Here is a 25142-nt window from a genome sequence, read left to right as displayed (position 1 = left end):
TGATGCTCGCTGGGGCCGGACGTTTGCAGGCAAGGCCCGCCTTCGGCAGCGAGACTCTCGTATCCTTCATCCCGAAAGCCCATGGCTCAACGGGCGCTTCCCAGCTTCCTCGCCTAACGTTCTTGTCGCTTTTGTGTCCCTAAGCGCCGGCTGCAATACAGATGACGGCGTTCGCCGGGGCATTTACAGCACGACGACGACAGCACTACGACGAATGAACGACGGTATAGGTCGTCTCAATGGTGGGAGGAACAGCGGACCGTGCGGCCGGGACTCTTCGAGTGAAGCGAGAAACGACATCGCCATGACGGTGTTGCCGACGAAGCCTCGGCGTGGTCGCAACAAGCGCAACGATCGGTATCGCGACGATTGCAAGCGCCACGCTCAGAACCGGCACGAACACAATTCGAAAGGTTTTCGCGATCCTGTTCATTGAAACGACTCCATTCCCCCGAAACAATGGACCTTTGAAATTTCCCCCGCATTGCCGCTGGCATAAATATCCGTAAGGTCCCTTCGACAGGTCGGGCACGAAAATATGAGAAAGGCTCGCTTTCCTTCATCGCCGCTTCGGTTCGACGAGGCAAGCATGCGACAGGCGAATCACCGGGCAAGACAGCCGGCACACCCGGCGCCACGATGCCCGTCCGTCACCCCCAGCGCATCGTGCCGACAAAGTCGATGAAGGCGCGCAGCGGTGCCGGCGTGAGGCGGCGGCCGGGATAGTAGAGGAACGGCCCGGAAAATTCCTGCCACCAGGGCTCCAGCACCGGCTCCAGCCGGCCATCGTCGAAATAGGGCCGCAGCCAGTCCTCGAACAGCGAGACGATGCCGCCGCCGGCAACCGACACCTCGAGCGCAAGGGCCATTGCCGTGCCGGTGCTGACCAGCAGCGGGCCGGTCGGTTCGACGCTCACCACCTCGCCGTCGCGTTCGAATTCCCAGGCCGGCGTCAGGCCGCTGGCGAAGCGGCCGCGCAGGCAGGCATGGTCGAGCAGGTCGCGCGGGTGCTCGGGCCGGCCGCGCCTGTCGAGATAGGCCGGTGCGGCTCCGGTGGCGAAGCGCTGCCGGCGCGGGCCGATCGGCACGGCGATCATGTCCTGTTCCAGCCGCTCGTCATAGCGGATGCCGGCGTCGCAGCCGCTCGCCAGTATGTCGACGAAACTGTCCTCGGCTGTCACTTCCATGCGGATCTCGGGATAGGCGGCGAAGAACGGCGGCAAGAGGCGCGGCAGCACCAGTTTCGCCGCGACGACAGGCACGTTGAGCCGCAGCGTGCCGGCCGGGCGTCCGCGAAAGCCATTGACCACGTCGAGCGCCGCCTCGACCTCGCCGAGCGCGGGACCAAGCCGCTCGAGCAGCCGGGCCCCGGCCTCGGTGGGCGCCACGCTGCGCGTGGTGCGGTTGAACAGCCGCACGCCGAGCCCGTTCTCCAGCCGCCGCACCGTTTCGCTGAGGCTGGAGGCGCTGACGCCGCCCACCCGCGCCGCTTCGCGAAAGCCGCCGGCGCGCGCCACCGCCATGAACGCCTGGAGGTCGCCGAGATCCGTCGCCATTGTTCGCCTTTCCGCACAGGGTGTGCCGATTGCACCATATTATCGTGCAGGCGCGCTTTGTCTACATTGGGCCGATCCAAAGGAGATGAGACCATGACCGACATCAGCAAGGCCGGAACCTTCAAACTCGGCGACCGCACCGTGAAGCGCCTCGGCTACGGCGCCATGCAACTGGCGGGACCGGGCGTCTTCGGTCCGCCGAAAGACCATGACGGCGCCCTCGCCGTGCTGCGCGAGGCGATCGCCAGCGGCGTCGACCACATCGACACATCGGATTTCTATGGCCCGCACGTCACCAACCAGATCATCCGCGAGGCGCTGCACCCCTACCCCGCCAACCTCACCATCGTCACCAAGATCAGTGCCCGGCGCGGCGCCGACGCATCGTGGCTCCCCGCAATGTCGCCGCCGGAGCTGACCCAGGCCGTGCATGACAATCTGCGCAATCTTGGCCTGGACGTGATCGAGGTCGTGAACCTACGCTCCATGCACGGCATCCATGGCCCCGCCGAAGGATCGCTCGAGCCGCAATTGAACACGCTCGCCGAATTGCAGCGCCAGGGCCTGGTGCGCCATATCGGCATGAGCAACGTCACCCGCGCCCAGATCGCTCAGGGGCGCGGCATCGCCGACATCGTCTGCGTGCAGAACCAGTACAACATCGCGCATCGCGAGGATGACGCGCTGATCGACGAGCTGGCGGCCGACGGCATCGCCTATGTGCCCTTCTTCCCGCTTGGCGGCTTCACGCCGCTGCAGTCGGACACGCTGGCCAATGTCGCCCGCAAACTTGGCGCGACCCCCATGCAGGTGGCGCTCGCCTGGCTGCTGCAGCGCTCGCCCAACATCCTGCTCATCCCGGGCACTTCGTCGGTCGGCCATCTCCGTGAGAACCTTGCGGCGGCCGAACTCGACCTGCCTCGCGAGGCGATCGATGTGCTGAACGGGATCGGCGGCGAAGCCGAGCAAGCGGCATAAGGCGGGTCCTGCTGCCGGTCGGCAGCCTACCGGCTGCCGACCTTGGCGATCCTTGTCAGCGGATCGCAATAGATGCCATAGAGCGTCTGCAGGATTCGCTCGACCTCCACCGATGCCAACCGGTAGTAGACCTGCTGGGCGTCGCGCCTCGTGTCCACGAGCTTGAGCGCGCGCAACTTTGAAAGCTGCTGCGACAGCGCCGACTGGTTCATCCCAACCAGTTCGGCCAGTTCGTTCACGCTCGTCTCGCCGTCCAGCAGATGGCACAGGATCATCAGCCGTTTTTCATTTGCCATCGCGGCGAGCAGTTCGGACGCTTCGCGCGCCTGCTTGTCCAGTTCGGCTATTTTTATGTTGCGCATATGAACACATTATCATATTAAGAGTTACAAATAATATTAGCCTGACGCCGGCGCCTGTCAAGCCGATGGATCGATGCGCTGGAGAGTCACGCCAGCGCGCTTGTTTGATCCGCATCAAGTCGCGGCCGGCCACAACGGCGCAGGATCAGCCAATGCCGTTCCCTACGTGGGAACCGCAATATCGGCGTTGCGCCAAAGGCCACGCCGCGAAGGAGGAAGAGCATGGCGCATGTTGTCGTCCTTGGTGCCGGACTGGGGGGCACGATCATGGCCTATGAGCTTCGCGACGAACTGGCCGGGGAACACAAGGTCTCCGTAATCAACAATGGCAGCCACTATTCATTCGTGCCATCCAACCCCTGGGTCGCCGTGGGCTGGCGCGACAGGCAGGCGGTCGAGATCGACCTTGCTCCGGTGCTCGCCCGGCGCAACATCGGTTTTCATCCGCAAGGAGCAAGGCGCGTCCACCCGGCCGAACGCACGGTGGAACTCAACGACGGCTCATCCGTCTCCTATGACTATCTGGTGATCGCCACCGGCCCCGAACTCGCTTTCGACGAGATCGAAGGCCTCGGGCCGGAGCACAACACCCAGTCGGTCTGCCACATCGACCACGCACTCAAGACCAGGGAGGCCTTCGACGCGCTTGTCGCAAGGCCGGGTCCGGTCGTCATCGGCGCGGTCCAGGGCGCGTCCTGCTTCGGGCCCGCCTACGAATTCACCTTCATTCTCGACAAGGCGTTGCGCGACGCCAGGGTGCGCGACCGCGTGCCCATGACCTTCGTCACCTCGGAACCCTATATCGGCCATCTCGGCCTCGACGGCGTCGGCGACACCAAGGGCCTGCTCGAGAGCGAGATGCGCCAGCATCACATCAAGTGGATCTGCAACGCCAGGGTCGACAAGGTCGAGCCCGGCAAGATGTTCGTCCAGGAAATCGCCGACGATGGGTCGGTCAGGCAGGCGCATGAATTGCCGCACGCCTTTGCGATGATGCTGCCGGCCTTCCGTGGCGTGGCGGCGGTGCGCGGCATCGAGGGCCTCACCAATCCGCGCGGCTTCATCGTCGTCGACAAGCACCAGCGCAACGCGGCCTTCCCCGAAATATTCGCGGTCGGCGTTTGCGTCGCCATCCCGCCGATCGGCAAGACACCTGTACCGGTAGGCGTGCCCAAGACCGGCTTCATGATCGAATCCATGGTCACGGCGACGGCGCGCAACATAGGCCGGCTGGTGAAGGGCGAGGAGCCCGATGCCCAGGGCACGTGGAATGCGGTCTGCCTCGCCGATTTCGGCGATTCCGGCGTCGCCTTCGTGGCGCAGCCGCAGATCCCGCCGCGCAACGTCAACTGGTCGTCCTCCGGCAAATGGGTGCACACCGCCAAGGTCGGCTTCGAGAAGTATTTCCTGCACAAGATCAGGACCGGCAAATCCGAGCCCTTCTACGAGCGCCTCGCACTGCAGGCGCTGGGCATCGACAAGCTCAAGCAGATCAAGGTCGAGGCGGCGCCGGATGTACCGGTTGCCTGACCGGGGCAAGCCACCGCGGCTGGCCCTCGGGCGGACGGCGGCTGGCGGCCCAAACGAAGGCCCGCAACCGCCGGCGGAAAAGTCGGCGCCACCCCTTGCGGCCAATTATAACATTCATATATTTACATATGATCATATACAAATGGAGATGACGATGTCCCTTGACCGTTCCATTCTCGCTTTCGCCGGCACCATGGTGCTTTTGTCCGTGGTGCTTACCGCCTTTGTCTCGCCGCTGTTTGTCTGGCTGACGGTCTTCGTCGGCTTGAACATGCTGCAATCGGCGTTCACCGGCTTCTGTCCGGCGGCGATGGTCTTCCGCAAGCTCGGCGTCAAGCCGGGATGCGCATTCTAAGGATGACCCGCATGCGCATGCCCCTTTTGGTCGCCGCGTTGCTGGCGACCTCTCCAGCGCTTGCCGGCACGCTGACGCTGGCGCCGACGACCGTGACCGAATGGAAGGCGGTCTATGGCCGTGTCGAGGCGCGCGACACCGTTCCGGCGCGCGCCCGCATCGGCGGGCTGATCGTCGACCTGGCCGTCACCGAGGGTGAAGCGGTCAAGGCGGGGCAGAAGATCGCCACCGTTCAGGACGACAAGATCGCCTTCCAGGTCGCGGCGCTGGACGCCCAGTTGCGCGCGCTGCGGGCACAGCTGGACACCGCGCAATCCGAACTCGCGCGCGGCCAGACGCTGGTCGACAAGGGTGTCATGACCGCGCAGCGTCTTGACCAGCTGCGCACCGAGGTCGACGTCGCGCGCAACCAGCTTGCCGCGACCCAGGCCCAGCGTTCGGTGATCGTGCAGCAGGGCGCCGAAGGCGATGTCTTTGCTCCCGGCGATGGCCGCGTGCTGACCGTGCCGGTGACGCGCGGCGCCGTCATCATGGCTGGTGAAGTGGTCGCCACCATCGGTGGCGGCGGCGTGTTCCTGCGGCTGGCCGTTCCGGAGCGTTACGCTGCGTCCCTGAGGGAGGGAGCCGCCATCCGCATCAATGCCGGCGGCAAGGGAGCAGCCGGCCGCCTCGCCAAGATCTATCCGCAGATCGACAATGGCCGCGTCATCGCCGACGTCGAGGTCGACAATCTCGATACCAATTTCATCGATGCCCGTGTCCTGGTCGAGCTGCCGGTCGCCGAGCGCTCCGCGCTGCTGGTGCCGGCGTCGGCGATCGCAACCCGCTCGGGCATCGACTTCGTCCGCGTCACCGCCGGCGGCACACAGGCCGAACGGGCGGTGGTCGCCGGCGAGCGGACCAGGCGCGCCGACGGCGACTATGTCGAGATCCTGACAGGCCTCGCGGCCGGCGATGTCGTGATCACGCCATGAAGGGCCCTGCCTCGTTCGGTATCGCCGGCGCGCTGACGCGGGCTTTCATCGCCTCGCCGCTGACGCCGCTGTTCCTGGTCGCCGCATTCGCCTTCGGGCTGGTGGCGCTGCTCACGCTGCCGCGCGAGGAGGAACCGCAGATCTCGGTCCCGATGGTCGACATCTTCGTGCGCGCCGACGGGCTGAAGGCCGACGATGCCGTCAAGCTGATCACCGAGCCGCTGGAGACGATCGTCAAGGGCATCGACGGCGTCGAGCATGTCTATTCGCAGACGCGCGACGACCAGGTGATGGTCACCGCCCGCTTCGTCGTCGGTACCTCGTCCGACGCCGCCGTGCTGCGCGTCCACGACAAGGTGCGCGCCAACATGGACCGCATTCCCGTCGGCGTGCCCGAGCCGCTGATCGTTGGCCGCGGCATCGACGACGTCGCGATCGTCACGCTGACACTGTCGCCGAAGGCGGAGGCGGCCGCGCGCATGACGCCGAACGACCTGACCCGCGTCGCGCGCGAACTTCGCACCGAGATCGCCAAGATCGACAATGTCGGCCTGACCTACCTGGTCGGCGACACCGGTGAGATCATCCGCGTCGATCCGAACCCCGAAAAGCTCGCCCTTTACGGCGTCACCTTGCAGCAGCTTGCCGCCAAGGTGTCGGGCGCCAACAAGGCCTTTCCGGCCGGACGCGTGCGCGACCGGGGCGAGCAGATCGACATCGTCGCCGGCGAAACGCTGGCCTCGCCGGACCAGATCGGCAACCTGCTCCTGACCTCGCGCGACAACCGCCCCGTCTATGTTCGCGACGTCGCCGACGTCGCCTTCGCCACCGACACCGGTGATGCGCTGGTGTCCACGGTCACCAGGGCTGGCGCCGGCGTGGAGCGCGTGCCGTCGGTCACGCTCGCCATCGCCAAGCGCGCCGGATCGAACGCCGTCGCGGTCGCCGACGCCATCCTGCACCGGGTCGCCCTGCTCCAGGGCGGACTGATCCCTGGCGATATGGCGATCGACGTGACGCGCAACTACGGCGAGACCGCCAACGACAAGGCCAATGAGCTCCTCTACCATCTCGGCCTGGCGACGATCTCGATCATCGTGCTGGTCTGGGTCGCCATCGGCCGCCGCGAAGCCATGGTCGTGGCCGTCGTCATCCCGGTGACCATCCTGCTCACGCTATTTGCCTCGCGCGTCATGGGCTACACGCTGAACCGCGTCTCGCTGTTCGCGCTGATCTTTTCCATCGGCATCCTCGTCGACGACGCCATCGTGGTGATCGAGAACATCTCGCGGCACTGGGCCATGGGCGGCGGACGCGACCGCCGGCAGGCAGCGATCGAGGCGGTGGCCGAAGTCGGCAACCCCACCATCGTCGCCACCTTGACCGTGGTCGCCGCACTGCTGCCGATGCTGTTCGTCTCGGGAATGATGGGGCCTTACATGAGCCCGATCCCGGCCAACGCCTCGGCGGCGATGATCTTCTCCTTCTTCGTCGCGGTGACGGTGACGCCGTGGCTGATGCTCAAACTCGCCGGACGGGCGCCGGCACATGCCCATCGGGATCATGGCAATGGCGGCCCGCTCGGCCGCGCCTACACCGCCGTCGCCCGGCCGATCCTGGCCTCGAGGAAGGCGAGCTGGGCCTTCCTGCTTGTCGTCGGCCTGCTGACGCTCGGCTCGCTCGCGCTGTTCTACACCGAGCATGTCACGGTCAAGCTCCTGCCCTTCGACAACAAGTCCGAATTGTCGGTCACCATCGACCTGCCGGAAGGATCTTCCGTCGAAGCGACCGATGCGGTTGCACAGGCCGTCGCCGCCAGGGTTCTCGAGCTGAAGGAGGTCCGGTCGGTGCAGACACATGCCGCAACGGCGGCGCCCTTCAATTTCAACGGCCTCGTGCGCCATGCCGTCCTGCGCACCGAGCCGCGGCAGGGAGACGTGGCGCTCAACCTGCTGCCGAAAGCGAACCGTACCCGGTCCAGCCACGAGATCGCGCTCGACGTGCGCCAGCGCATCGCCACGATCCCGGTGCCGCAAGGCACCAGCCTGAAGGTGGTCGAGCCGCCGCCCGGTCCGCCCGTGATGGCAACGCTGCTGGCGGAGGTCTATGGACCCGACGGCGACACGCGCCGCAAGGTCGCCGAAAAGATCGAAACGGCATTCCGTTCCGTGCCCTTCATCGTCGACGTCGACAATTCCTGGGGACAGCCGGCACGCCGGCTGCGCGCCACGATTTCCACCGACGATGCGGAGTTCTTCCATGTCGAGGAAAGCGACGTCTTCGACACGCTCGCCATCCTCAATGGCGGCAAGACCGTCGGCTATTCGCATCGCGGCGGTGGCCGCCAGCCGATCCCGATCCGCATCGAGCGGCCGAAGGGTGAAAGGACGCTCGACGAGCGCTTCCTGACCACGCCCATCCCGGCCAATGTCCTGCCCGGCGGCCGCGGCGTGGTGGAACTCGGAGATGTCGTGCGGGTAACGCCGGAGCGCGCCTCGTTCCCGGTGTTCAGGCACAACGGCCGCGCCGCCGAAATGGTGACAGCCGAGCTTGCCGGCAGCTTCGAGGCGCCACTTTACGGCATGCTCGCCGTCAGCAAGGCCATCGACGCGCAGGACTGGACCGGATTGCAAAAGCCCGCGATCTCGCTGCATGGCCAGCCGGAAGATGAAAGCCGGCCGACGCTTCTGTGGGACGGCGAATGGGAAGTCACCTGGGTGACCTTCCGCGACATGGGCGCGGCCTTCGGCGTCGCCCTGCTCGGCATCTACATCCTGGTCGTCGCCCAGTTTGGCTCGTTCAAGGTGCCGCTGGTGATCCTGACGCCGATCCCGCTGACCTTCATCGGCATCCTCGGCGGACACTGGCTGTTCGGAGCGCCGTTCACCGCCACCTCGATGATCGGCTTCATCGCGCTGGCCGGCATCATCGTGCGCAATTCGATCCTGCTGGTCGACTTCATCCGTCACGCCGCGTCGCCCGACAGGCCGTTGCGCGAGGTACTTATCGAGGCCGGCGCGATCCGGTTCAAGCCGATCCTGCTGACAGCACTTGCCGCCATGATCGGCGCGGCCGTGATCCTGACCGACCCGATCTTCCAGGGGCTGGCGATCTCGCTACTGTTCGGCCTGGCCTCCTCGACGCTGCTGACGGTGCTGGTCATCCCCGCGATCTACCGGGTGCTGCGCACGTAAAAAGGGTCAGGGCGACCTGATTCTGACCTGGATCAACTTCTGCTTCCTGCAAAGAGGCTAGAAACACTGGAACGGCGCCCGCCAGGCGGGCTGCGAAGCAGGTGGCACCATGTTCGAATACAGCATTGAAGCCAGACGGACCGATGCGCGAGGCAGCGTGGCCACGACCAAGAACGCCGCGCTTGTTCTCGACACCTGTCTCGAGGGCCGGGCCGATGCCTTCAATCCGGCCGAACTGCTTCTGGCGGCCGTTGGCGCCTGCATGATCAAGGGCATCGAGCGCGTCACCCCGATGCTCGGTTTCAAGCTGCGCGGCGTCAGGGTCGCGTTGCATGCCGTTCGGCGCGACAGCCCGCCGGGGATTGCCTCCATCGACTATGAGCTTGTCGTCGACACCGATGAAACCGACCAGCGGCTGGAGCTGCTGCACAAGAACGTCCGCAAATACGGCACGATTTCCAATACAGTCGCCGTCGCCACGAAACTCGAAGGCACGATCCGGAGAAAAGCATGAGCCGCCTGCATGTCGAAAACCATTTGGTGTCACGCATCGGCTGGCTGCGCGCCGCCGTGCTGGGGGCCAATGACGGGATCGTCTCGACCGCCAGCCTGATCGTCGGCGTGGCGTCGGCCGCGGCACCGACTTCGCAGGTTCTGGTCGCCGGCATAGCCGGCCTGGTGGCGGGCGCCATGTCGATGGCGGCTGGCGAGTATGTCTCGGTCAGCTCCCAGTCGGACACCGAGAATGCCGACCTCGCCCGCGAACGCGAGGAACTCAGGTCCCAGCCCGAATTCGAGCGCGAGGAACTGGCGCAGATTTACGTCAAGCGCGGGCTGGAGGCAGGCCTGGCGCGCCAGGTCGCCGAGCAGCTGATGACCAGGGATGCTCTGGCCGCGCATGCCCATGACGAACTCGGCATCTCCGAAATGACCACGGCGCGGCCGATCCAGGCGGCGCTGACCTCGGCGGCGACCTTCAGCGTGGGCGCGGCCATGCCACTGCTCATGGTGCTGGTGTCGCCCGCCTCCATGCTGGTGCCGGCTGTCTCGGTGGCGTCCCTGCTTTTCCTCGCCTTGCTGGGCGCCATCGGCGCCAGGGCGGGCGGAGCCAACATCCTTCGAGCAACGCTGCGCGTCACCTTCTGGGGTGCCTTCGCCATGGCGCTCACCGCCGGCATCGGCGCGCTGGTCGGCACGGCGGTGTAGACGCCCGACAGTCGCGGCCCGCATCGATGCGTGGGTGGTTGAGGCGATGCCATTGAGCCATAAGGTCAACTTCAGACAACGTCCTTCACCTTGATGTCGACGCCAATCTCGCCTTTACCGACATCAAAGCGCGTCACGCAATCGTTCAATCAGGCGTCGAGGACCAGACAACGGATGCTCGAGCAATGGAGGCATCTGCGAATCCGGAATGACTTTAGGTAGCGGCGGGCCGGGGCAGCCGTCCTGAACCTTGGTCCAGGACGAAGCATTGAGCACGGTGTCGCAGCGCGCCAGGTGCGCGCCGCCGGCCACGACGAGGCAGGCAAAACCGCCGCCCGGGATGAACTGGCCGTTGGCCCGGCAGACCGATGCAGCCGGAGCGGGCCCCGGCGCCGGATCGCCCCCCGGGCAATGGTCGAGGACCTGTTTCCAGGACAGGATATTGAGGTTCACCTCGCAGCGGGCCAGGTGGCTCGCCCCGCCGACCCCCAGGCAGGCATATTGCCCGGGTTCAAACCGCCCGATGTTAGCCATGCATACCGCATCGGCCCACGCCGGCACCGTCATACCGGCAAGTAGCACGGCGGCAGGAAATACGGCGCTCTTCAACTTGTTGGATCCATAGCTGATGCTGGCTCTATCGCATTGTCCGATTGTGGCAACATGAGGTCCGCTTGCGATGCCCACATCACCCGTGCCATCTGTCCGATGCAACCGACCGACCCGGATCAGCATGGCATCAAGACCACCACCCACCGGCAGGCCGTCCAAAGCCGGCGTCAGCCTGAACCGCGCGCTCTCCAAGCTCGGCCTGTGCTCGCGCACGCAGGCCGAGGTGCTGATCGCCGCGGGCCGCGTGCGCGTCGGCGGCAAGGTGGTGCGCGATGCCTCGCTGCGCGTCGACCTCGGCCGCGACCGCATCGTCGTCGATGGCGAGCATGTGGTCGCCGAGCGCAAGGTCTATGTCATGCTCAACAAGCCGCGCGGGCTGGTCACCACCCGCGACGACCCGCAGCAGCGCGACACCGTCTATGCCTGCCTGGAAGGGCTCGATTTGCCTTTCGTCTCGCCGGTCGGCCGCCTCGACAAGGCGAGCGAAGGCCTGCTGCTGATGACCAACGACACGCATTTCGCCAACCGGCTGATGGACCCGGGCTCGCACCTGCCCAAGACCTACCACGTCCAGATCGGCGCGGTGCCCGACGAAGCGATGCTGGACAAACTTCGCGCGGGCGTCACCGTCGACGGCGAGACCCTGACGGCCAATTCGATCGCGCTTTTGCGCAGCGGCGGCCGCACCGCCTGGCTGGAGATCGTGCTCGATGAAGGCCGCAACCGCCACATACGCCGGTTGCTCGCCGCGCACGGCATCGAGGTCAAGCGCCTTATCCGCATCGCCATCGGCCGGCTGCCGCTGGGCGACCTCGCCAAGGGCGCGGCGCGGCATCTGACGCCGGAGGAACTGGCGCTGCTGGCGGGCTGAGCGGCGAGGTCGCGAAGCACTATTCGACGTCGATGCTCACGACCGTCTTATGGGCATTTCCCATATAGGTATGGGTCGAAAACGTGACCTCGTCATGCCCTTGAACCCAGGATTCGACCGGTAGAGCCCCTTGATGCCATCGACCTTGTGCGTGTTGCATTTCCAGCGCTCGTTCGATTTGGGGAAACCGGAATAGAGCTTTGCGTGCACAAGCCTGACCTTGCCGTGGCTTGGGCCGGCGATGACCCTGACATCGTTGGCGCCCGCGCTCGAACAATCCTCATTGAGGCTCACATCCCTGAGGATATAGATCTCCTGTCCGGACAGCGCCGTCTTTCGATAGCTCTCCGTCCCCGCGGCCGCGGGCCAGGCCGCCAATCCCAGAACCGTCAATGCGGCGACGAAGCCTGCGGTTTTACGCACCATCTTTCAGCGATCTCCCTGGCTGCATGAAGTCTCCTCCCGGCCGAGAGGCGGGCGGTTGCGGCACCGCCGCTACTCGACCTTGATGTTGGCGACAAATCTGAAGGCATTGCCCTCATAGGTGTGGACCGAGAACGTGACCTGGTCCCACCCCGTGAAACCGGGTTTCGACCGGTAAAGCGCCTTGACGCCATCCGCCATGCGGGCATTGCATTTTGAACGCTCGTTCGATTTGGCATAAGACGGATGCACCTTGCCGTGAACGAGTTTTACATTTCCATGGCTCGGGCCGGAGACCACTCGCACGTCATCCTTGCCGGCGCTGGAACAGTCCGGGTTCAGGGTCGTACCGCCGAAGACATAGATCTCCTGACCCGAAAGCGCGGTCTTCTGGTAGGTGGACGAGTGGGTGTAGGCAGCCGCGGGGAAGGCCGCAAATCCCAGAAGCGCAAGCCCCGCAATGACACTTGTCGTACGGAAAACCATGTCACCCCCTCAGCCGATGAATTCTCCACCGACGACGCTATGATGACGCCAAGCAAACGGCCAATCACGGAAGCGGTACGTCCAATCAATTCTTGGTTATCAGAATAGAGCCCTGATACGACGCTGATGCATTTTGATTTTTACAATAAATCCGCCCTGGCGCCTCCGACGGACGAACAGCGTCGCACCGGCCAGGCCGGAAGCGGCCTGGGCCGTTCAGTGCGCATGTGCAATCGGACAGGCCGGGCGATCAATCAAGCCTTGTTGGTGATCCACATGCTTGGCGCGCCGACCACGCCGGCGCTCGCCATCGCCTCTTTCAATTTTGGGTTTTTGATGAAGGCCTGCGCCTCGGCGACACTGGCGAAATCATGCGTCACGGTGACGTCGTTGGGGTTGTCCGCCGCCTGATAGACGGTCTCGGCTTTCACGCCACCGGCCTTTTGCACCGGCGCGAACCCGTCATAGACTTTGCGCCAGGCCTTGTAGTCGGACACGGTATGTCTCACGAACAAAGTCGTCATCATCCATTCCTCCCAGTTACCGTTGCGCCCAAGAGATCGACGATGGGCCGTCCAGTTTATCGCCCCAATCGGGCCCCTGGCAAACCCGCGAACGAATGAGAGCCGCCCGACAGGCGCCCGCAAAAGATTTTTTACCGTCGCACCGATGATTTCCACCCGCCTCGACTGTCCTGATCATCAGGCGCCGGAATTGTCCGGGCCGGAAAAGCGAGGTGATCCATGGGATCGTTGCAAGGTCAAAATGTCGTCGTGGTCGGAGGCAGCCGGGGTGTCGGCCGCTCGATCGTGGAAGCTGCCCTGGGTGAAGGCGCGACCGTGCTCGCCGTCGCCCGCGGCGCGGAAGCCCTGAAGGAGCTTTCCTGGGAGGCGTCCGGGGTCAGGACGCTGGCCGCCGACGCCACGCACGACACCGCGCCCGACAGGGTGTTCGCCGCGCTGGAGCCGGACGTGCTGGCGATCTCGGCCGGCGCGTTCGCCCCGTCGGCCCCGATCCAGGACCAGAGCTGGGAAGACTTCTCGGCGAATTGGGAGACCGACGTCAGGGCCTCGTTCCTGTTCTGCAGGGCCGCCCTCCAGGGCCGGCTGAAGCCGGGCAGCCGCGTGGTGCTGATTTCCAGCGGCGCGGCGCTGAGCGGCGGCCCCCCGAACTCCGGCGGCTATTCCGGCGCCAAGCGCATGCAGATGATCCTTGCCGCCCACAGCCAGAAGGAAGCCGACCGGCTTGGCCTTGGCCTGCGCTTCATGGCGCTGGCGCCGATGCGCATCATGGCCAGCACCGGCGTCGGCGAGCGCGGCATAGCGGGCGTCTCCGCTTATCTCGGCATCAGCCCGGCCGATTTCCTGGCCAGCATGAGCGATGTGCAGACACCCGCCGATGTCGGGCGCGCGGTGGTCGCGATGGCTGGCGGCAAGATGCCGGGCACGGCCTTCACGGTGAGCGGCAGCGGCCTTGCCGCCGCCGCGTGAGGCGCGCAGGATGCCGGCCGCAATGAGCATGGCGGGTTCGACATGACAGACGCTCCCGGCGCTTCCGAGCCCCAGGATCGGATAGGCCGGCCGGTTCTCGACCGGCCGGCCTTCGAGCGCCTGGCGACGACCCACCGGCGCGAACTCAAGCTCCACTGCTACCGGATGATGGGTTCGCTGCACGAGGCCGACGATCTCGTCCAGGAAACGTTCCTCAAGGCCTGGCGCGGCCGCATGCAATTCGACGGGCGCGGCTCGCCGCGCGGCTGGCTCTACACGATCGCCACCAACGCCTGCCTCAACGCCATAAAGGCACGATCGTCGGCGCACCGCGTTCTCGAAGAGCCCGCACGGCCGCCGACCGAAGGGCCCGCCGCGGCCGGGCCGGCCGCCGGGCTTTCCTGGCTGGAGCCCTACCCCGACGCCGAGTTGCCGGACCTTGTCGATGGCGAGCCCGGCCCGGACGCGCGCTACGAGACCGGCGAAGCCGTGCGACTGGCCTTCGTCGCCGCCATCCAGCTGCTGCCGCCCCGGCAACGCGCGGCGCTTCTGCTGTGCGATGTGCTGGGCTGGTCGGCGCTGGAGACGGCGCAATTGCTGGGCGGCACGACCGCCTCGGTCAACAGCGCCCTGCAGCGGGCGCGGGCGACACTTGGCAAGCGTTATCCGCAGGGACGTCCCTTGCAGCGATCGCAACCCAACCCCGAAGAGGGCCGGCTGCTCGAACGCTATGTCAGGGCCTGGCGGGCCGCCAATCTCGACGGCTTCATCGAACTGCTGCGCGAGGACGCCACCTACCACATGCCGCCATGGCACGACTGGTATCGGGGCCGCCCCGCGATCCACGATTTCTTCAAGACCGTCTGGGGCAATTTCGCCGGCTACCGCGCCGTGGCCACGCGGGCCAACGGCCAGCCCGCCGTCGCGATCTACGCGCGGCGCCGCCAGGACCCGGAATGGCGCGCGCAATCGCTGCACGTCATCGAGCCCGCCCAAGGCGCCATCGCCTCGCTGACCGTCTATGTCGGCCCGCTCGGCGCCGGCTTGTTCGCCGCCTTCGGCCTGCCGCCGACCTGGTCCGAACCGGAGGCGTGAAGCCCGCATCTCTCTCCTGACGGAAAGGTGGCAGGAGGCCTGGCCTATAGGGAGGCCGGGAGCCCGGCCGCGGCTTCGACGATCAAGGAGCCCTGCGATGAATTTCGTCTCTGTCCGCATCATCACATCCGACGTCCAGCGCCTCGTGCGCTTCTACGGCGAGATTACCGGCATGCCGGCGACGGTCTACACCGAGGACTTCGCCGAACTGGCGACGCCTTCCTGCACGCTGGCGATCGGCAGCACGCGCACCTTGATGCTGTTCGGCGGCGACATCGCCCGCCCCGCCGACAACCACACCGCCATCCTCGAATTCCGCGTCGGCGACGTCGATGCCGAATTCGCCAGGCTGTCCGACTTGATCAGGAACGTGACCGTGCAGAAGCCGACCACCATGCCCTGGGGCAACCGCTCGCTGCTGTTCCGCGACCCCGACGGCAACCTGGTGAACTTCTTCACGCCGGTGACGGCGGAAGCCATCCGGAAGTTCGACAAGTAGGAGGCGGGCCGTGCGGTTTGAGTTGCTTCAGCGCCCGGCATCTGGAATTAGCCGAAGCCACCAACGCGTTCGTCATCCCAGGGCGAAGCAGGAGCGCAGCTCCGTCGCGGAGACCCTGGGATGACGAACGCGAGGAGACGTCCGCGCCGAGCCTGCGCCGCTGCCGCTACTTCAGGTTCCACTTGCGCACGACAGGCTCGCTGAGGTCATGCTCGTAACCGAGCACGCTGATGCTGGCCGTATCGAGCACGAACAGCGCGCCGCCTTCTGGCGGCAGGCCGAGCCAGCGGGCGGCGAGCACGCGCAGGAAATGCGCGCTGGAAAAGATCAGGATCGAGCCGCCGGCGTCGCGAAGCCGCCTGATGATCCTGTCGGCGCGGACGCCGACATCGGCCGCCGTCTCGCCTTGCGGGCAGCCGTCGCGAAAGACGGTCCAGCCCGGCCGCTCGGCCAGGATGTCCTTGGTGGTGCGTCCTTCATAGGCGCCGTAGTCCCACTCCTGCAGGTCATCCATCTTGACGCTCCGCGCGCCGAAGCCGGCCAGCACGCTGGTGTTGTAGGCGCGCTGCGACGGGCTCGACCACACCGCCGAGAACGAAAGGCCCTTGAGCCGCTCCGCCACGCCCCGCGCGGCGGCCTCGCCGGCCGGCGTCAGCGGCATGTCGGTGCGGCCGGTATGCTGCCCCGAAAGGCTCCACGCCGTCTCGCCATGCCGGACCAGATGGATTTGCGGAAACGCGCTGCTCATACGCTCGGCCTTTCGTGGATGTCGGGCCAAGCTGTAGCGGTCCGTACGGCACAGCGAAAGGCCCGGCGGCAATGGCGGCGCTGGCCGGGGCAATCTTTGCGCTGCATCACCGCTGGCTTACAAATCCGTAAGGTCCTCGCCAGCGCGTTTTCATGAACCTGTCATATCAACGCGCCTATCCTTGATCCATCGCGAGGCTGCGAGACGAGGGACACTTCAATGAAAATGCTATCTCTGGCGCTGGCGGCGGGCACGCTGACGGCGGCGTTCGCTGGCGCGCTGTCTGATTCCAGCGCCGTCGCCGCACCCTACAAGCACGTACTGCTCATCAGTATCGACGGGCTCCATGCGCTCGATCTGGCAAACTATGTCGCCGCGAATCCGAAAAGCTCGTTCGCCACGCTCGCCCATACGGGGATTTTCTATCCCAACGCGCTGACCAGCGCCCCGTCCGACTCGTTCCCCGGTTTTGTCGCACAGGTGACCGGCGGCACGCCCAAATCGACGGGCGTGTTCTACGACGACAGCTACGACCGCACCTATTTCGCCCCGGCTTCGGATTGCAAGGGCGAGCCGGGTGCCGAAGTGGCCTTCGCCGAGAATATCGACGTCGATCCGACGCGCCTTGATGGTGGCGGCAGGCCGGGCGATTTCCGCAGCCAGATCGACCCGGCAAAGTTGCCGATGACGCTGGTCAAAGGCAAGTGCTCGGTGGTCTATCCGCATGATTTCGTGCGGGTCAACAACGTCTTCGAGATCGTGAAAGCCCATGGTGGCCGCACAGCCTGGTCCGACAAGCACCCGGCCTACGAATGGCTGAACGGACCTTCGGGCAAAGGTGTCGACGACCTCTACGCGTTGGAACAGGACAGCCTGATCCCCGGTACGAAGGTCAAGACGACGGGCAGCTTCAAGGCCGAACGTGACTTTGACGAAGCGCGGGTCCAGGCGGTGATCAACGAAATCAAGGGCCTCGACAGCACCGGCGCGCATCACGTTGCGGTTCCCGCGCTTTTCGGCATGAATTTCCAGGCGGTAAGCGTGGGGCAGAAGCTTCCCAAGGCCGGTCCTGGCGACGAGGCCGGTCTGGTCGGCGGCTATGTCGATGCCAGCGGCGCGCCGGGCAGTGGTCTTGCGGGGCAGCTCGCCTATGTCGACGGCGCCCTCGGCGAACTGATGGCCGCGCTCAAGGGCAATCATCTCGCCGACTCGACCCTGATCATACTGGCCTCGAAGCATGGCCAGTCGCCGATCGACCCGGCGACGTTCCAGCCACTGGACGATGATCCATACACGAAGACGCCGGGCTATGCCTTCCACATCGCCGACGACGCCGCGCTGATCTGGCTCAAGCCGCAAGACAGGGTGAAGAACCTGGCGGCGGCGCAGGATTATCTCGAGAAATCGAGCAAGGCTGAAGGCATCGCCCAGATCCAGCCGCCGAATGCGCTGGCTCTCGCCTATCAGGATCCAGCCACCGACAGCCGTACGCCGGACTTCATAGCCACGGTCAATCCGGGTGTGGTTTACACATCTGGTTCGAAGATTGCCGAGCATGGCGGCGCCAATGCGAACGATCGCAACGTGGCGCTCCTCATCAGCGGTCCTTCGCTCAAGCCGAGGTCGGTGCCAGCCCTGGTGCAGACGACGCAGGTGGCGCCCACCATCCTGCGGGCCCTTGGCTATGACCCGAACGAGCTCCAGGCCGTGAAGCTCGAAGGCACCCAGGAGCTGCCGGCGACGCCGTTCTAGGCCTGGAACGGGATCATGCGGTTTCACATTGGCCGCCGGGCCTGCCCGGCGGCCAATTGTTTGCGACCGGCATTGTTTGCGCAAAGGCGACCGCATCGCCAATGGCAGGCTGCATCGGACCGGCCCGACGCTGGCTTCAGGCCCTCCTCGCCTGGCCCTGATCCACATGAAGCTGGCCCTGTGAGGAGGCCCACCGCGCAACTATATCAGGCCAAGCCGTTCCAAGGCTCCCGCCACCCCAAGGGCATCGGCCCTTGCACAACAGGTCAGATCACCATGTACAAACATCTGCTCATCGCCACCGACGGATCGGAACTGGCGGACAAGGGCATCGCCCATGGCCTCACATTGGCCAAGGGCATCGGCGCCACAGTCACCTTCGTCACCGTCTCGGAACAATTCCCGATCTTCGCCTGGGGCGGAGCCATGGCCGGCTATGCCGCCGGCGATGAACTGGCCGTCTACCAGGAAGAATCGCGCAAATACGGCAAGGAGGTTCTGGCCAAGTGCAAGGCTTCGGCCGATGCGGCCGGCGTCTCCGCCGAGGTGGTCCATGTCGAGGACAAAAGGCCCGCCGAGGCGATCCTGGACCTGTCGCAGGCGCTGGGCTGCGATCTGATCGTGATGGCCTCGCATGGCCGCCGCGGACTGGGCAAGCTGCTTCTGGGCAGCCAGACGGCGGAAGTGCTGTCCTACACCGCAATCCCGGTGCTGGTCGTTCGATAGAGCGCCGCAAGCGCGGCTAGTGCAGCGCCTCCCCCGCGAGGTAGGCGCCCAGCACCAGCAGGCCGATCAGGAACACCGTGCGAAACGTCTCGACGCTCATTGTCCGGCGCAGTGCCTGGCCGATGAACAAGCCGGCCAGCGCCGGCGCCAGCGCCAGGACCGATCCCGTCAGTTGCGTCGCCGGCGACGCCAGGGCGCCTGTCCGCAGCAGGCCGATGGCGAGCGCGACCGTCGATATGGTGAAGGACAGGCCGAGCGCCTGGATCAGGTCCTCCTTCTCCAGCCGCAGCGACTGCAGATAGGGCACCGCCGGGATGACGAAGACACCGGTGGCGCCGGTGACCAGCCCGGTCGCCAAGCCGACCAGTGGTGAGGCCCACACCTCGTGACGCGCCGGCGCGGTGAAGCCAGACTTGAACAGGCCGAGCAAGGCATAGAGCACCAGCGCCGCGCCGAGCCCTGCCGAGGCAGCGCCCGAATGCGCGCCGGTGAGCACCCCTGCCCCGGCGACGGTGCCCAGCATGATGCCGGCCATCATCGTCCACAGCCGCCTGATGAGCCCACCGAAGGAAGGACCGGTGAACAACTGCCAGAGATTGGTGACCAGCGACGGAATCAGCAGCAGCGCGGCGGCCTCGGCCGGCGGCATCGTCACCGCCAGCAGCCCTATCGCCACGGTCGGCAACCCCATGCCGACGATGCCCTTGACGAAGCCGGCGGCCAGAAAAACGCCGCCGATCCACGCGATGACGCCGGCGCTCAGCACGACCGCACCTTCTCCGCGGGATCAGTCATGCTGCAGCATGTCCGCCGCGTCGGCATCAGGGCTGAGTCTTGGCGCGGCATCGCGGCTGACGGCAACGGCCGATGCCGTGCATTCCCGCAAACCAGGCTGCGCCTGCGCCACGGCAAGCGAGGCCACCGCGACCGCCAGCACGATCGCCGCGCTTTCAAGGATGCCGGGCCGGCCCGAGGTCTTGTCACTCATCGCACATCTCCATGGCGAATGATTCTCAGGCAATGAGAGCGTTCTGCAAGGCATGGACTTTTGCCCTATGCCCTTCGCCCAAGCGGGACGATGAATCGGCCTGTCGGCGAAACCACCCAAGGCTCGCATAGTTCTTGCGCGGCCCCTTGACCCGCCACGCCTCCACCCATTCGTCCCGGCCGCGAAAGAAGAAACGCCCGACATAGAGATCGGCGCCACAGAGATGGCGGACGGTCTGCGCCGGCTCCGGCCCTAGCTCGATGAAGTCGCGGCCGTCGGCATGAAGGATGCGCACCGAGCGCTCGCCCGGCTCGAGCCGGTAGCGCCGGCTTGCCGGCATTTCCTGGGATCCGATGCGCATGGTTCCATACTCGGTGAAGGCATCGGCCGTGACGACGGCGTCACCGGCGAAGCAATGGGTCGCGCCGGTCAGGAAATCGATCATGGTGCGGCGGACTCTCCAGTCGCCGACGAGGTGGTCCGCCATTGCCCCCTTCCTCGTCACAGGGATCAAGCATGCTTCTCCGGTCAAATGCGATAGAGCCCCATGTCGACTTGATCAGGCAAATTCCCTATCGCCGCAAGTCACCGTGGAAAAGAAATCCGGTCAAGTCAGGCCAGTTCAATGCCCGCGCGTCTCGGCCAAATCCGGCCGCGCATCAGCGCGATGGCGGCCGGCTCCCCATCGAGAGCCGGCCGTTCCGATGGGCGGCTCAGGCCGCCGTCGGATAGTCCGTATAGCCCTTGGCATCACCGCCATAGAACGTCGCCTTGTCCGGGGTGTTCAGGTCGGCATTGCGCTTCAGCCGGCTGACGAGGTCGGGATTGGCGATGAACAGCTTGCCGAACGCGACAAGGTCCGCATAGCCGTCGGCGACAGCCTTTTCGGCCAACTCCTTGTCGTAGCCATTGTTCACCAGCCAGGCACCTGTGCCGCCGGCCTTGCGATAGCTGGCCTTGAGTTCTTCGTAGTCGAACGGCTTGTCGCCCTGGCTGAAATCGCGCGCGCCGCCGGTCGCGCCTTCGACGATATGGACATAGGCCAGGCCGCGGCCGCCCAGGCCTGCCACCGCGTGGTTGAAAAGCGGCTGCGGATCGGCATCCGAAGTGTCGTTGGCGGGCGTCACCGGCGACAGCCTGATCCCGGTCCTGCCGGCACCGACAGCGCCCGTCACCGCGTCGACCACCTCGAACAGGAATCGCGTCCGGTTCTCGATGGAGCCGCCATAATCATCGGTGCGATGGTTGGTGCCGGAACGCAGGAACTGGTCGATGAGATAGCCGTTGGCGCCATGGATCTCGACGCCGTCAAAACCCGCCACCTCGATCGCCGCTTTGGCGGCGCGGCGAAAATCATCGACGATGCCGGGGAGTTCGGCCGCATCGAGCGCGCGCGGCTCGGAGGTCTCGACGAACTCACCGCTGCCATCGGGCTTGACCAGGAAAGTCTTGGAGTTCGCCCTGATCGCGGACGGCGCCACCGGCTTGCCGCCGCCGGGCTGCAACGCGGTGTGCGAGATGCGCCCGACATGCCAGAGCTGGACCACGATCTTGCCGCCGGCTTTATGGACGGCGTCGGTGACGCGCTTCCAGCCGGCAAGCTGATCCGCGCCATAGAGACCGGGCACGTCGGCGTAGCCCTGGCCCTGATGGCTGATGGCGGTGGCCTCCGTCACGATCAGCCCGGCCGTGGCGCGCTGGCTGTAATAAGTCACCGACAGGTCGCCGGGCACCGCATTGGGTGAGCGATTGCGCGTCAGCGGCGCCATGACGATGCGGTTCGCCAGCGCCAGGTCGCCGACCCGCAGGGGATCAAAAAGGGTAGCCATGAGAAATGCCTTTCATGCATTCGGGGGAGGAAGCGGGGAGGATCGTCAGAGATCGGACAAGGCGGCCTGAAAGGCGGCGATGGTTTCTTCGTTGCGCTTGTAGAACACCCATTGGCCGACCCGCCGCGTGGTGACGAGGCCGGCCGACGCAAGCGTCGCCAGATGCGCCGACACGGTGGACTGCGCCAGGCCGCAACGTTCGAACTGGCTGGCGCAGACGCCCATTTCGAGCGGATGCTCCTGCGCGGTGAAGTGCTTTTCAGGCTCCTTCAGCCACGCCAGGACATCACGCCGAACCGGATGCGCCAGCGCCTTCAATATGATGTCATGTTCCATCTTCACCCGCATCGATCTCGATCGATATATAGATCGGGCGGAGGCGATATGGCAGGAAATCCATGCCCTTATTTGCGGCAATCACGGCATATTGATCTCCGGCCAGGGCACGAACCGGAATTGCCGCCGCCAGCGGCGAAACGCGCCGCCATGCAGTCACACGACCGCCAGCACCTTGCCGGTATCGTGCTGGCGCACGAAGTCGACGCGCGCACCGTCCCAGTGGTAGCTGTAATGCCGGCCCTGCACCGGAACAGGGATGACATCAGGCCAGAAGATGCCGATGCATTGCCCCCCAGGCATGCGCACGCTGTTCCACACCAGCCCGTCGCTGCCTTGCGCCCGCAGCGCCTGCCCTTCCGCCTGCGAGGCGGTGTAATCGTCCGGGTCGAGCACGCCGGGCACGGCGTTGACGTCATCGAGATCGCGGTCGACGCTGCCGATCAGCACGCGAAAGTCAGCCGTCCAGCCCGGATCTTCCTTGGTGGCGCGCATGAAATTCTGGTGATGGTGGATGGTTTCGGCCAGCGCCACATCCTCGCTGTCGCCGGCATAATAGAGGCCGTAGCTGCCATCCGAGAAGCGCCCGGGCCGCAGCGTCGAACAATGCACGAAGGGCGCCATGACGAAGCTGGCGCCGGGGCCGGACACCCGCCTTGCCGCCGCGACCTTGCCGAGGTCGCCGATCTCAAGCCGGATCCGCGGATTGGTCTTCTCCTCGACCGAGGCCAGCGCCTCCCAGTCGCGCGGATCGGCGATGTCCTCGAACAGGTCGATCGGCGGATGGATGGAACGGATGATGCGATAGGTCTGGGGCCAGTGGACGCGGCGCCGGACCGCGAGTCCACTCACCATGCACCACGCTCCGCATCGAGCCATTCGCGCATGGCGGCAAGATCGGAGATTTCGCCGCGCAGCATCAGGTCGAGCGCCGACTGGCCGCCGAAAGTGGCATTGGGCTTGCGGATCCAGGCATAGCCGCGCGCCGGCTCGGTGAAGAGATAGCGCAGGCCCTTGTGGATGCCCATCAGATGCGCCATGCGGGTGCGCAAATCGCGGTCGATCCGCCCGATGCCGCCCTCCTTCCACCGCGCCCAGGTGCGCGCCGACATGCCGCCGAGCAGGATGCAGGCCTCGAGGTCGGTGAGGCCCCACGCCTTGAACAAATTGACCGTGGTGCGCGCAAGCGCCCCCGCCTCCTCATCCGAGATGGCGCTGCCGACCGTGGCCGGCGTCGTGACGATCGATTGAAGCTGCATTTGCTCACCCTGCTATTGGCATACATATAGCATGTATTTGCCAATTGGCAAGAAACGGCTAGCGGAGCTCAAAAGGCGATTGCTCCGGATCAACGATCGCTTTGGCTTGTGATGAAGGCCACCCATCGCCGAAGCTGGCGCCGCCCCTCATCGCCCTGCCGGGCACTTCTCCCCGTATAGTGACGGGGAGAAGGGGCTGGCCGCAACGCTGGCGTCCACCTTTGCAACGCTGGTGATTGGCGAAACCGGCTATGACAGCACCCCTCTCCCCGTCACTATACGGGGAGGATGCCGGCAGGCAGGTGAGGGGCAGCACCGGCCTCGGGCGATTGCCCAAGTCCCACAAAGTCGCGCGCCGCCTGTAGGGGCTCTATCGGTCCTTACTCAGCCGCCTCATACCCCGCGATGCCCTTGATCTCGAGGAAATCCTCGAGGCCATATTCGGCGTATTCGCGGCCATTGCCGGACTGCTTGTAGCCACCGAAGGGCAGGCCGGCGTCCCAGGTCGGGTAGTTGATGTAAACATTGCCGGAGCGCATGCGTGCCGCGACGTCGCGCGCCTTCTGGATGTCCTTGGCCTGGATGTAGGAGGCAAGGCCGTAGACGGTGTCGTTGGCCTGCTCGACCGCCTGTTCGACCGTGTCATAGGGCAGGATCGCCAGCACCGGCCCGAAGATCTCCTCGCGCGCGATGCGCATGTCATGGGTGACGTCGGCGAACACGGTCGGCCTGATGTAATAGCCGCGGTTCAGCTCGGCCGGGCGGCCGGGGCCGCCGGCGACCAGCGTCGCACCCTCGTCGATGCCGCTCTGGATCAGGTCCTGGATCTTGTCGAACTGGACCTGGCTGACGACAGGGCCAAGCTTGGTGTTGGCGCCGTCGGCCGGGCCGACCACGAACTTTTCCGCTGCCGCCTTGGCGTGAGCAGCGGCCTCGTCATGGCGATCGCGCGGCACGAACATGCGCGTCGGCGCGTTGCAGGACTGGCCTGAGTTGCCGAAGCAGCCGGCGACTCCCTTGGAGACGGCGGTGGCGAGGTCGACATCCGGGAACAGGATGTTGGCCGACTTGCCGCCAAGCTCCTGATGCACCCGCTTGACCGTGTCGGCGGCGGCCTTGGCCACCAGGATGCCGGCCCGGGTCGAACCGGTGAACGACATCATGTCGATGTCGGGATGGCTGGACAGCGCCTGGCCGACGCCTGGGCCGTCGCCGTTGACGAGGTTGAACACGCCCTTCGGCACGCCGGCCTCGTCGATGATCTCGGCGAAGATGATGGCGTCGAGCGGCGCGATCTCAGACGGCTTCAGCACCATGGTGCAGCCGGCGGCGAGCGCCGGGCCGACCTTGCAGGTGATCTGGTTCAGCGGCCAGTTCCACGGGGTGATCAGGCCGACGACGCCGATCGGCTCCTTGACGATCAGCGCGCTGCCCTTGACGTGGCGGAACTGGAACGTCTTCAGCGTTTCGGCCATCTTCTGCAGATGCGCGAGGCCAACGCCAACCTGGCTGTCGAGCGCGAATTGGCGCGGCGCGCCCATTTCGCGCGATACGGCAAGAGCCAGATCGGAGCTGCGCTTCTTGTAGACCTCGATGACGCGGTTGAGGATATCGAGGCGCTCTTCCACCGAGGTGAAACCGAACGTATTGAAGGCGCGCTTGGCGGCGGCCACCGCCTTGTCGACATCGGCCTTGGAGCCGAGCGAGATCTGCGCGAAGGCATCCTCGTTCGAGGGATCGATGACATCGAGCGTGTTGGGCACGACAGGATCGACCCACGCGCCATCGATATAGAACTGCAGATTGTGTGACATGGTTTTCTCCTTGGGGGGCCGCGGGGCCGTTCCGGCCGTGATATCCAGCTAGAGATAAC

The 25142-nt window shown here is 65.6% G+C and carries 30 protein-coding genes; 13 read left to right on the top strand and 17 right to left on the bottom strand.

Annotation, left to right across the window (positions count from 1 at the left end):
* Window positions 1–205: 205 nt before the first annotated feature.
* The gene (locus tag EB815_RS15890; RefSeq protein ID WP_155772435.1) at window positions 206–433 is read right to left on the bottom strand and encodes a hypothetical protein; all 228 of its coding nucleotides are present in this window, start codon (window positions 431–433) and stop codon (window positions 206–208) included.
* A gap of 217 nt (window positions 434–650) precedes the next feature.
* The gene (locus tag EB815_RS15885) at window positions 651–1556 is read right to left on the bottom strand and encodes a LysR family transcriptional regulator (protein WP_056571025.1); all 906 of its coding nucleotides are present in this window, start codon (window positions 1554–1556) and stop codon (window positions 651–653) included.
* Window positions 1557–1649: 93 nt separating this feature from the next.
* On the opposite strand from EB815_RS15885, the gene EB815_RS15880 reads away from it, so the two are divergent.
* On the top strand, window positions 1650–2534 hold the full coding sequence (locus EB815_RS15880; protein WP_056571023.1) for an aldo/keto reductase family oxidoreductase: 885 nt from the start codon (window positions 1650–1652) through the stop codon (window positions 2532–2534).
* A gap of 26 nt (window positions 2535–2560) precedes the next feature.
* Here EB815_RS15880 and EB815_RS15875 read toward each other — a convergent pair whose 3' ends face one another.
* The gene (locus tag EB815_RS15875) at window positions 2561–2896 is read right to left on the bottom strand and encodes an ArsR/SmtB family transcription factor (RefSeq protein ID WP_056571021.1); all 336 of its coding nucleotides are present in this window, start codon (window positions 2894–2896) and stop codon (window positions 2561–2563) included.
* A 222-nt stretch (window positions 2897–3118) separates the two neighbouring features.
* Between EB815_RS15875 and EB815_RS15870 the strand changes: the two genes are divergently transcribed.
* The 6 genes from EB815_RS15870 to EB815_RS15845 all read left to right on the top strand — a co-directional run bounded on the left by EB815_RS15870 (window position 3119) and on the right by EB815_RS15845 (window position 10155).
* A complete protein-coding gene (locus tag EB815_RS15870; protein ID WP_056571019.1) occupies window positions 3119–4426 on the top strand; it encodes an NAD(P)/FAD-dependent oxidoreductase in 1308 nt (435 codons plus the stop codon).
* Window positions 4427–4580: 154 nt separating this feature from the next.
* The gene (locus tag EB815_RS15865) at window positions 4581–4781 is read left to right on the top strand and encodes a YgaP family membrane protein (protein ID WP_056572065.1); all 201 of its coding nucleotides are present in this window, start codon (window positions 4581–4583) and stop codon (window positions 4779–4781) included.
* Window positions 4782–4792: 11 nt separating this feature from the next.
* On the top strand, window positions 4793–5755 hold the full coding sequence (locus EB815_RS15860; RefSeq protein WP_244494067.1) for an efflux RND transporter periplasmic adaptor subunit: 963 nt from the start codon (window positions 4793–4795) through the stop codon (window positions 5753–5755).
* On the top strand, window positions 5752–8949 hold the full coding sequence (locus tag EB815_RS15855; protein WP_056571016.1) for an efflux RND transporter permease subunit: 3198 nt from the start codon (window positions 5752–5754) through the stop codon (window positions 8947–8949). The genes EB815_RS15860 and EB815_RS15855 overlap by 4 nt, the downstream gene beginning before the upstream one ends.
* Window positions 8950–9058: 109 nt before the next feature.
* Entirely contained in the window at window positions 9059–9463 is a 405-nt protein-coding gene (locus tag EB815_RS15850; protein ID WP_056571014.1) for an OsmC family protein, read from the top strand.
* Window positions 9460–10155 (top strand): VIT1/CCC1 transporter family protein, encoded by a 696-nt coding sequence (locus tag EB815_RS15845; protein ID WP_056571012.1) that lies wholly within the window; start codon window positions 9460–9462, stop codon window positions 10153–10155. Before EB815_RS15850 ends, EB815_RS15845 begins: the two co-directional genes overlap by 4 nt.
* Window positions 10156–10278: 123 nt before the next feature.
* Here EB815_RS15845 and EB815_RS15840 read toward each other — a convergent pair whose 3' ends face one another.
* Window positions 10279–10764 carry a hypothetical protein gene (locus EB815_RS15840; RefSeq protein WP_244494066.1) on the bottom strand — a complete coding sequence of 162 codons (486 nt, stop codon included), beginning with the start codon at window positions 10762–10764 and terminating at the stop codon, window positions 10279–10281.
* A 124-nt stretch (window positions 10765–10888) separates the two neighbouring features.
* Here EB815_RS15840 and EB815_RS15835 point away from each other — a divergent pair, with 124 nt between their 5' ends.
* On the top strand, window positions 10889–11638 hold the full coding sequence (locus tag EB815_RS15835) for a pseudouridine synthase (RefSeq protein ID WP_056571008.1): 750 nt from the start codon (window positions 10889–10891) through the stop codon (window positions 11636–11638).
* 36 nt (window positions 11639–11674) lie between these two features.
* Here EB815_RS15835 and EB815_RS15830 read toward each other — a convergent pair whose 3' ends face one another.
* From EB815_RS15830 to EB815_RS15820, 3 genes are all read right to left on the bottom strand, one after another.
* Window positions 11675–12064, bottom strand: a complete 390-nt coding sequence (locus EB815_RS15830; protein ID WP_065005273.1) for a hypothetical protein — start codon at window positions 12062–12064, stop codon at window positions 11675–11677.
* Between the two features lie 69 nt (window positions 12065–12133).
* Entirely contained in the window at window positions 12134–12547 is a 414-nt protein-coding gene (locus EB815_RS15825; protein WP_056571003.1) for a hypothetical protein, read from the bottom strand.
* A 254-nt stretch (window positions 12548–12801) separates the two neighbouring features.
* The gene (locus tag EB815_RS15820; RefSeq protein WP_056572063.1) at window positions 12802–13071 is read right to left on the bottom strand and encodes a hypothetical protein; all 270 of its coding nucleotides are present in this window, start codon (window positions 13069–13071) and stop codon (window positions 12802–12804) included.
* A gap of 219 nt (window positions 13072–13290) precedes the next feature.
* Here EB815_RS15820 and EB815_RS15815 point away from each other — a divergent pair, with 219 nt between their 5' ends.
* The 3 genes from EB815_RS15815 (at window position 13291) to EB815_RS15805 (ending at window position 15631) form a co-directional block, all read left to right on the top strand.
* Window positions 13291–14037, top strand: a complete 747-nt coding sequence (locus EB815_RS15815; protein WP_056571001.1) for an SDR family NAD(P)-dependent oxidoreductase — start codon at window positions 13291–13293, stop codon at window positions 14035–14037.
* Window positions 14038–14079: 42 nt separating this feature from the next.
* Window positions 14080–15132 (top strand): sigma-70 family RNA polymerase sigma factor, encoded by a 1053-nt coding sequence (locus EB815_RS15810; protein WP_081294853.1) that lies wholly within the window; start codon window positions 14080–14082, stop codon window positions 15130–15132.
* 97 nt (window positions 15133–15229) lie between these two features.
* The gene (locus tag EB815_RS15805) at window positions 15230–15631 is read left to right on the top strand and encodes a VOC family protein (protein WP_056570998.1); all 402 of its coding nucleotides are present in this window, start codon (window positions 15230–15232) and stop codon (window positions 15629–15631) included.
* A 166-nt stretch (window positions 15632–15797) separates the two neighbouring features.
* Here EB815_RS15805 and EB815_RS15800 read toward each other — a convergent pair whose 3' ends face one another.
* Window positions 15798–16379, bottom strand: coding sequence for a histidine phosphatase family protein (locus EB815_RS15800; protein WP_056570996.1), 582 nt, complete (start codon window positions 16377–16379; stop codon window positions 15798–15800).
* A gap of 219 nt (window positions 16380–16598) precedes the next feature.
* On the opposite strand from EB815_RS15800, the gene EB815_RS15795 reads away from it, so the two are divergent.
* Together EB815_RS15795 and EB815_RS15790 are read left to right on the top strand one after the other, a co-directional pair.
* A complete protein-coding gene (locus tag EB815_RS15795; protein WP_056570994.1) occupies window positions 16599–18131 on the top strand; it encodes an alkaline phosphatase family protein in 1533 nt (510 codons plus the stop codon).
* Between the two features lie 276 nt (window positions 18132–18407).
* Window positions 18408–18857 carry a universal stress protein gene (locus EB815_RS15790; protein WP_056570992.1) on the top strand — a complete coding sequence of 150 codons (450 nt, stop codon included), beginning with the start codon at window positions 18408–18410 and terminating at the stop codon, window positions 18855–18857.
* Window positions 18858–18873: 16 nt separating this feature from the next.
* Here the strand turns inward: EB815_RS15790 and EB815_RS15785 are convergent, their stop codons facing one another.
* From EB815_RS15785 to EB815_RS15745, 9 genes are all read right to left on the bottom strand, one after another.
* A complete protein-coding gene (locus EB815_RS15785; RefSeq protein ID WP_056570989.1) occupies window positions 18874–19623 on the bottom strand; it encodes a sulfite exporter TauE/SafE family protein in 750 nt (249 codons plus the stop codon).
* 21 nt (window positions 19624–19644) lie between these two features.
* Window positions 19645–19845 carry a hypothetical protein gene (locus tag EB815_RS15780; protein WP_065005272.1) on the bottom strand — a complete coding sequence of 67 codons (201 nt, stop codon included), beginning with the start codon at window positions 19843–19845 and terminating at the stop codon, window positions 19645–19647.
* 25 nt (window positions 19846–19870) lie between these two features.
* Complete coding sequence (locus tag EB815_RS15775; protein WP_056570985.1) at window positions 19871–20332, bottom strand: DUF6314 family protein; 462 nt, start codon at window positions 20330–20332, stop codon at window positions 19871–19873.
* A gap of 226 nt (window positions 20333–20558) precedes the next feature.
* Window positions 20559–21674: an alkene reductase gene (locus EB815_RS15770; protein ID WP_056570983.1), complete on the bottom strand. Its 1116-nt coding sequence runs from the start codon at window positions 21672–21674 to the stop codon at window positions 20559–20561.
* Window positions 21675–21719: 45 nt separating this feature from the next.
* Window positions 21720–22010, bottom strand: coding sequence for an ArsR/SmtB family transcription factor (locus EB815_RS15765; protein WP_056570980.1), 291 nt, complete (start codon window positions 22008–22010; stop codon window positions 21720–21722).
* Entirely contained in the window at window positions 22000–22170 is a 171-nt protein-coding gene (locus EB815_RS15760; RefSeq protein WP_155772433.1) for a hypothetical protein, read from the bottom strand. Before EB815_RS15760 ends, EB815_RS15765 begins: the two co-directional genes overlap by 11 nt.
* The gene (locus EB815_RS15755) at window positions 22167–22865 is read right to left on the bottom strand and encodes an RES family NAD+ phosphorylase (RefSeq protein ID WP_056570978.1); all 699 of its coding nucleotides are present in this window, start codon (window positions 22863–22865) and stop codon (window positions 22167–22169) included. The genes EB815_RS15760 and EB815_RS15755 overlap by 4 nt, the downstream gene beginning before the upstream one ends.
* The gene (locus EB815_RS15750; RefSeq protein ID WP_056570976.1) at window positions 22859–23269 is read right to left on the bottom strand and encodes an MbcA/ParS/Xre antitoxin family protein; all 411 of its coding nucleotides are present in this window, start codon (window positions 23267–23269) and stop codon (window positions 22859–22861) included. The genes EB815_RS15755 and EB815_RS15750 overlap by 7 nt, the downstream gene beginning before the upstream one ends.
* Window positions 23270–23649: 380 nt before the next feature.
* Entirely contained in the window at window positions 23650–25083 is a 1434-nt protein-coding gene (locus EB815_RS15745; protein ID WP_056570974.1) for an aldehyde dehydrogenase family protein, read from the bottom strand.
* Window positions 25084–25142: the final 59 nt, after the last annotated feature.

This window comes from Mesorhizobium loti (genome assembly GCF_013170705.1).
Lineage (GTDB): Bacteria > Pseudomonadota > Alphaproteobacteria > Rhizobiales > Rhizobiaceae > Mesorhizobium > Mesorhizobium loti_D.
This window is presented reverse-complemented; position numbering and strand designations above follow the sequence as displayed.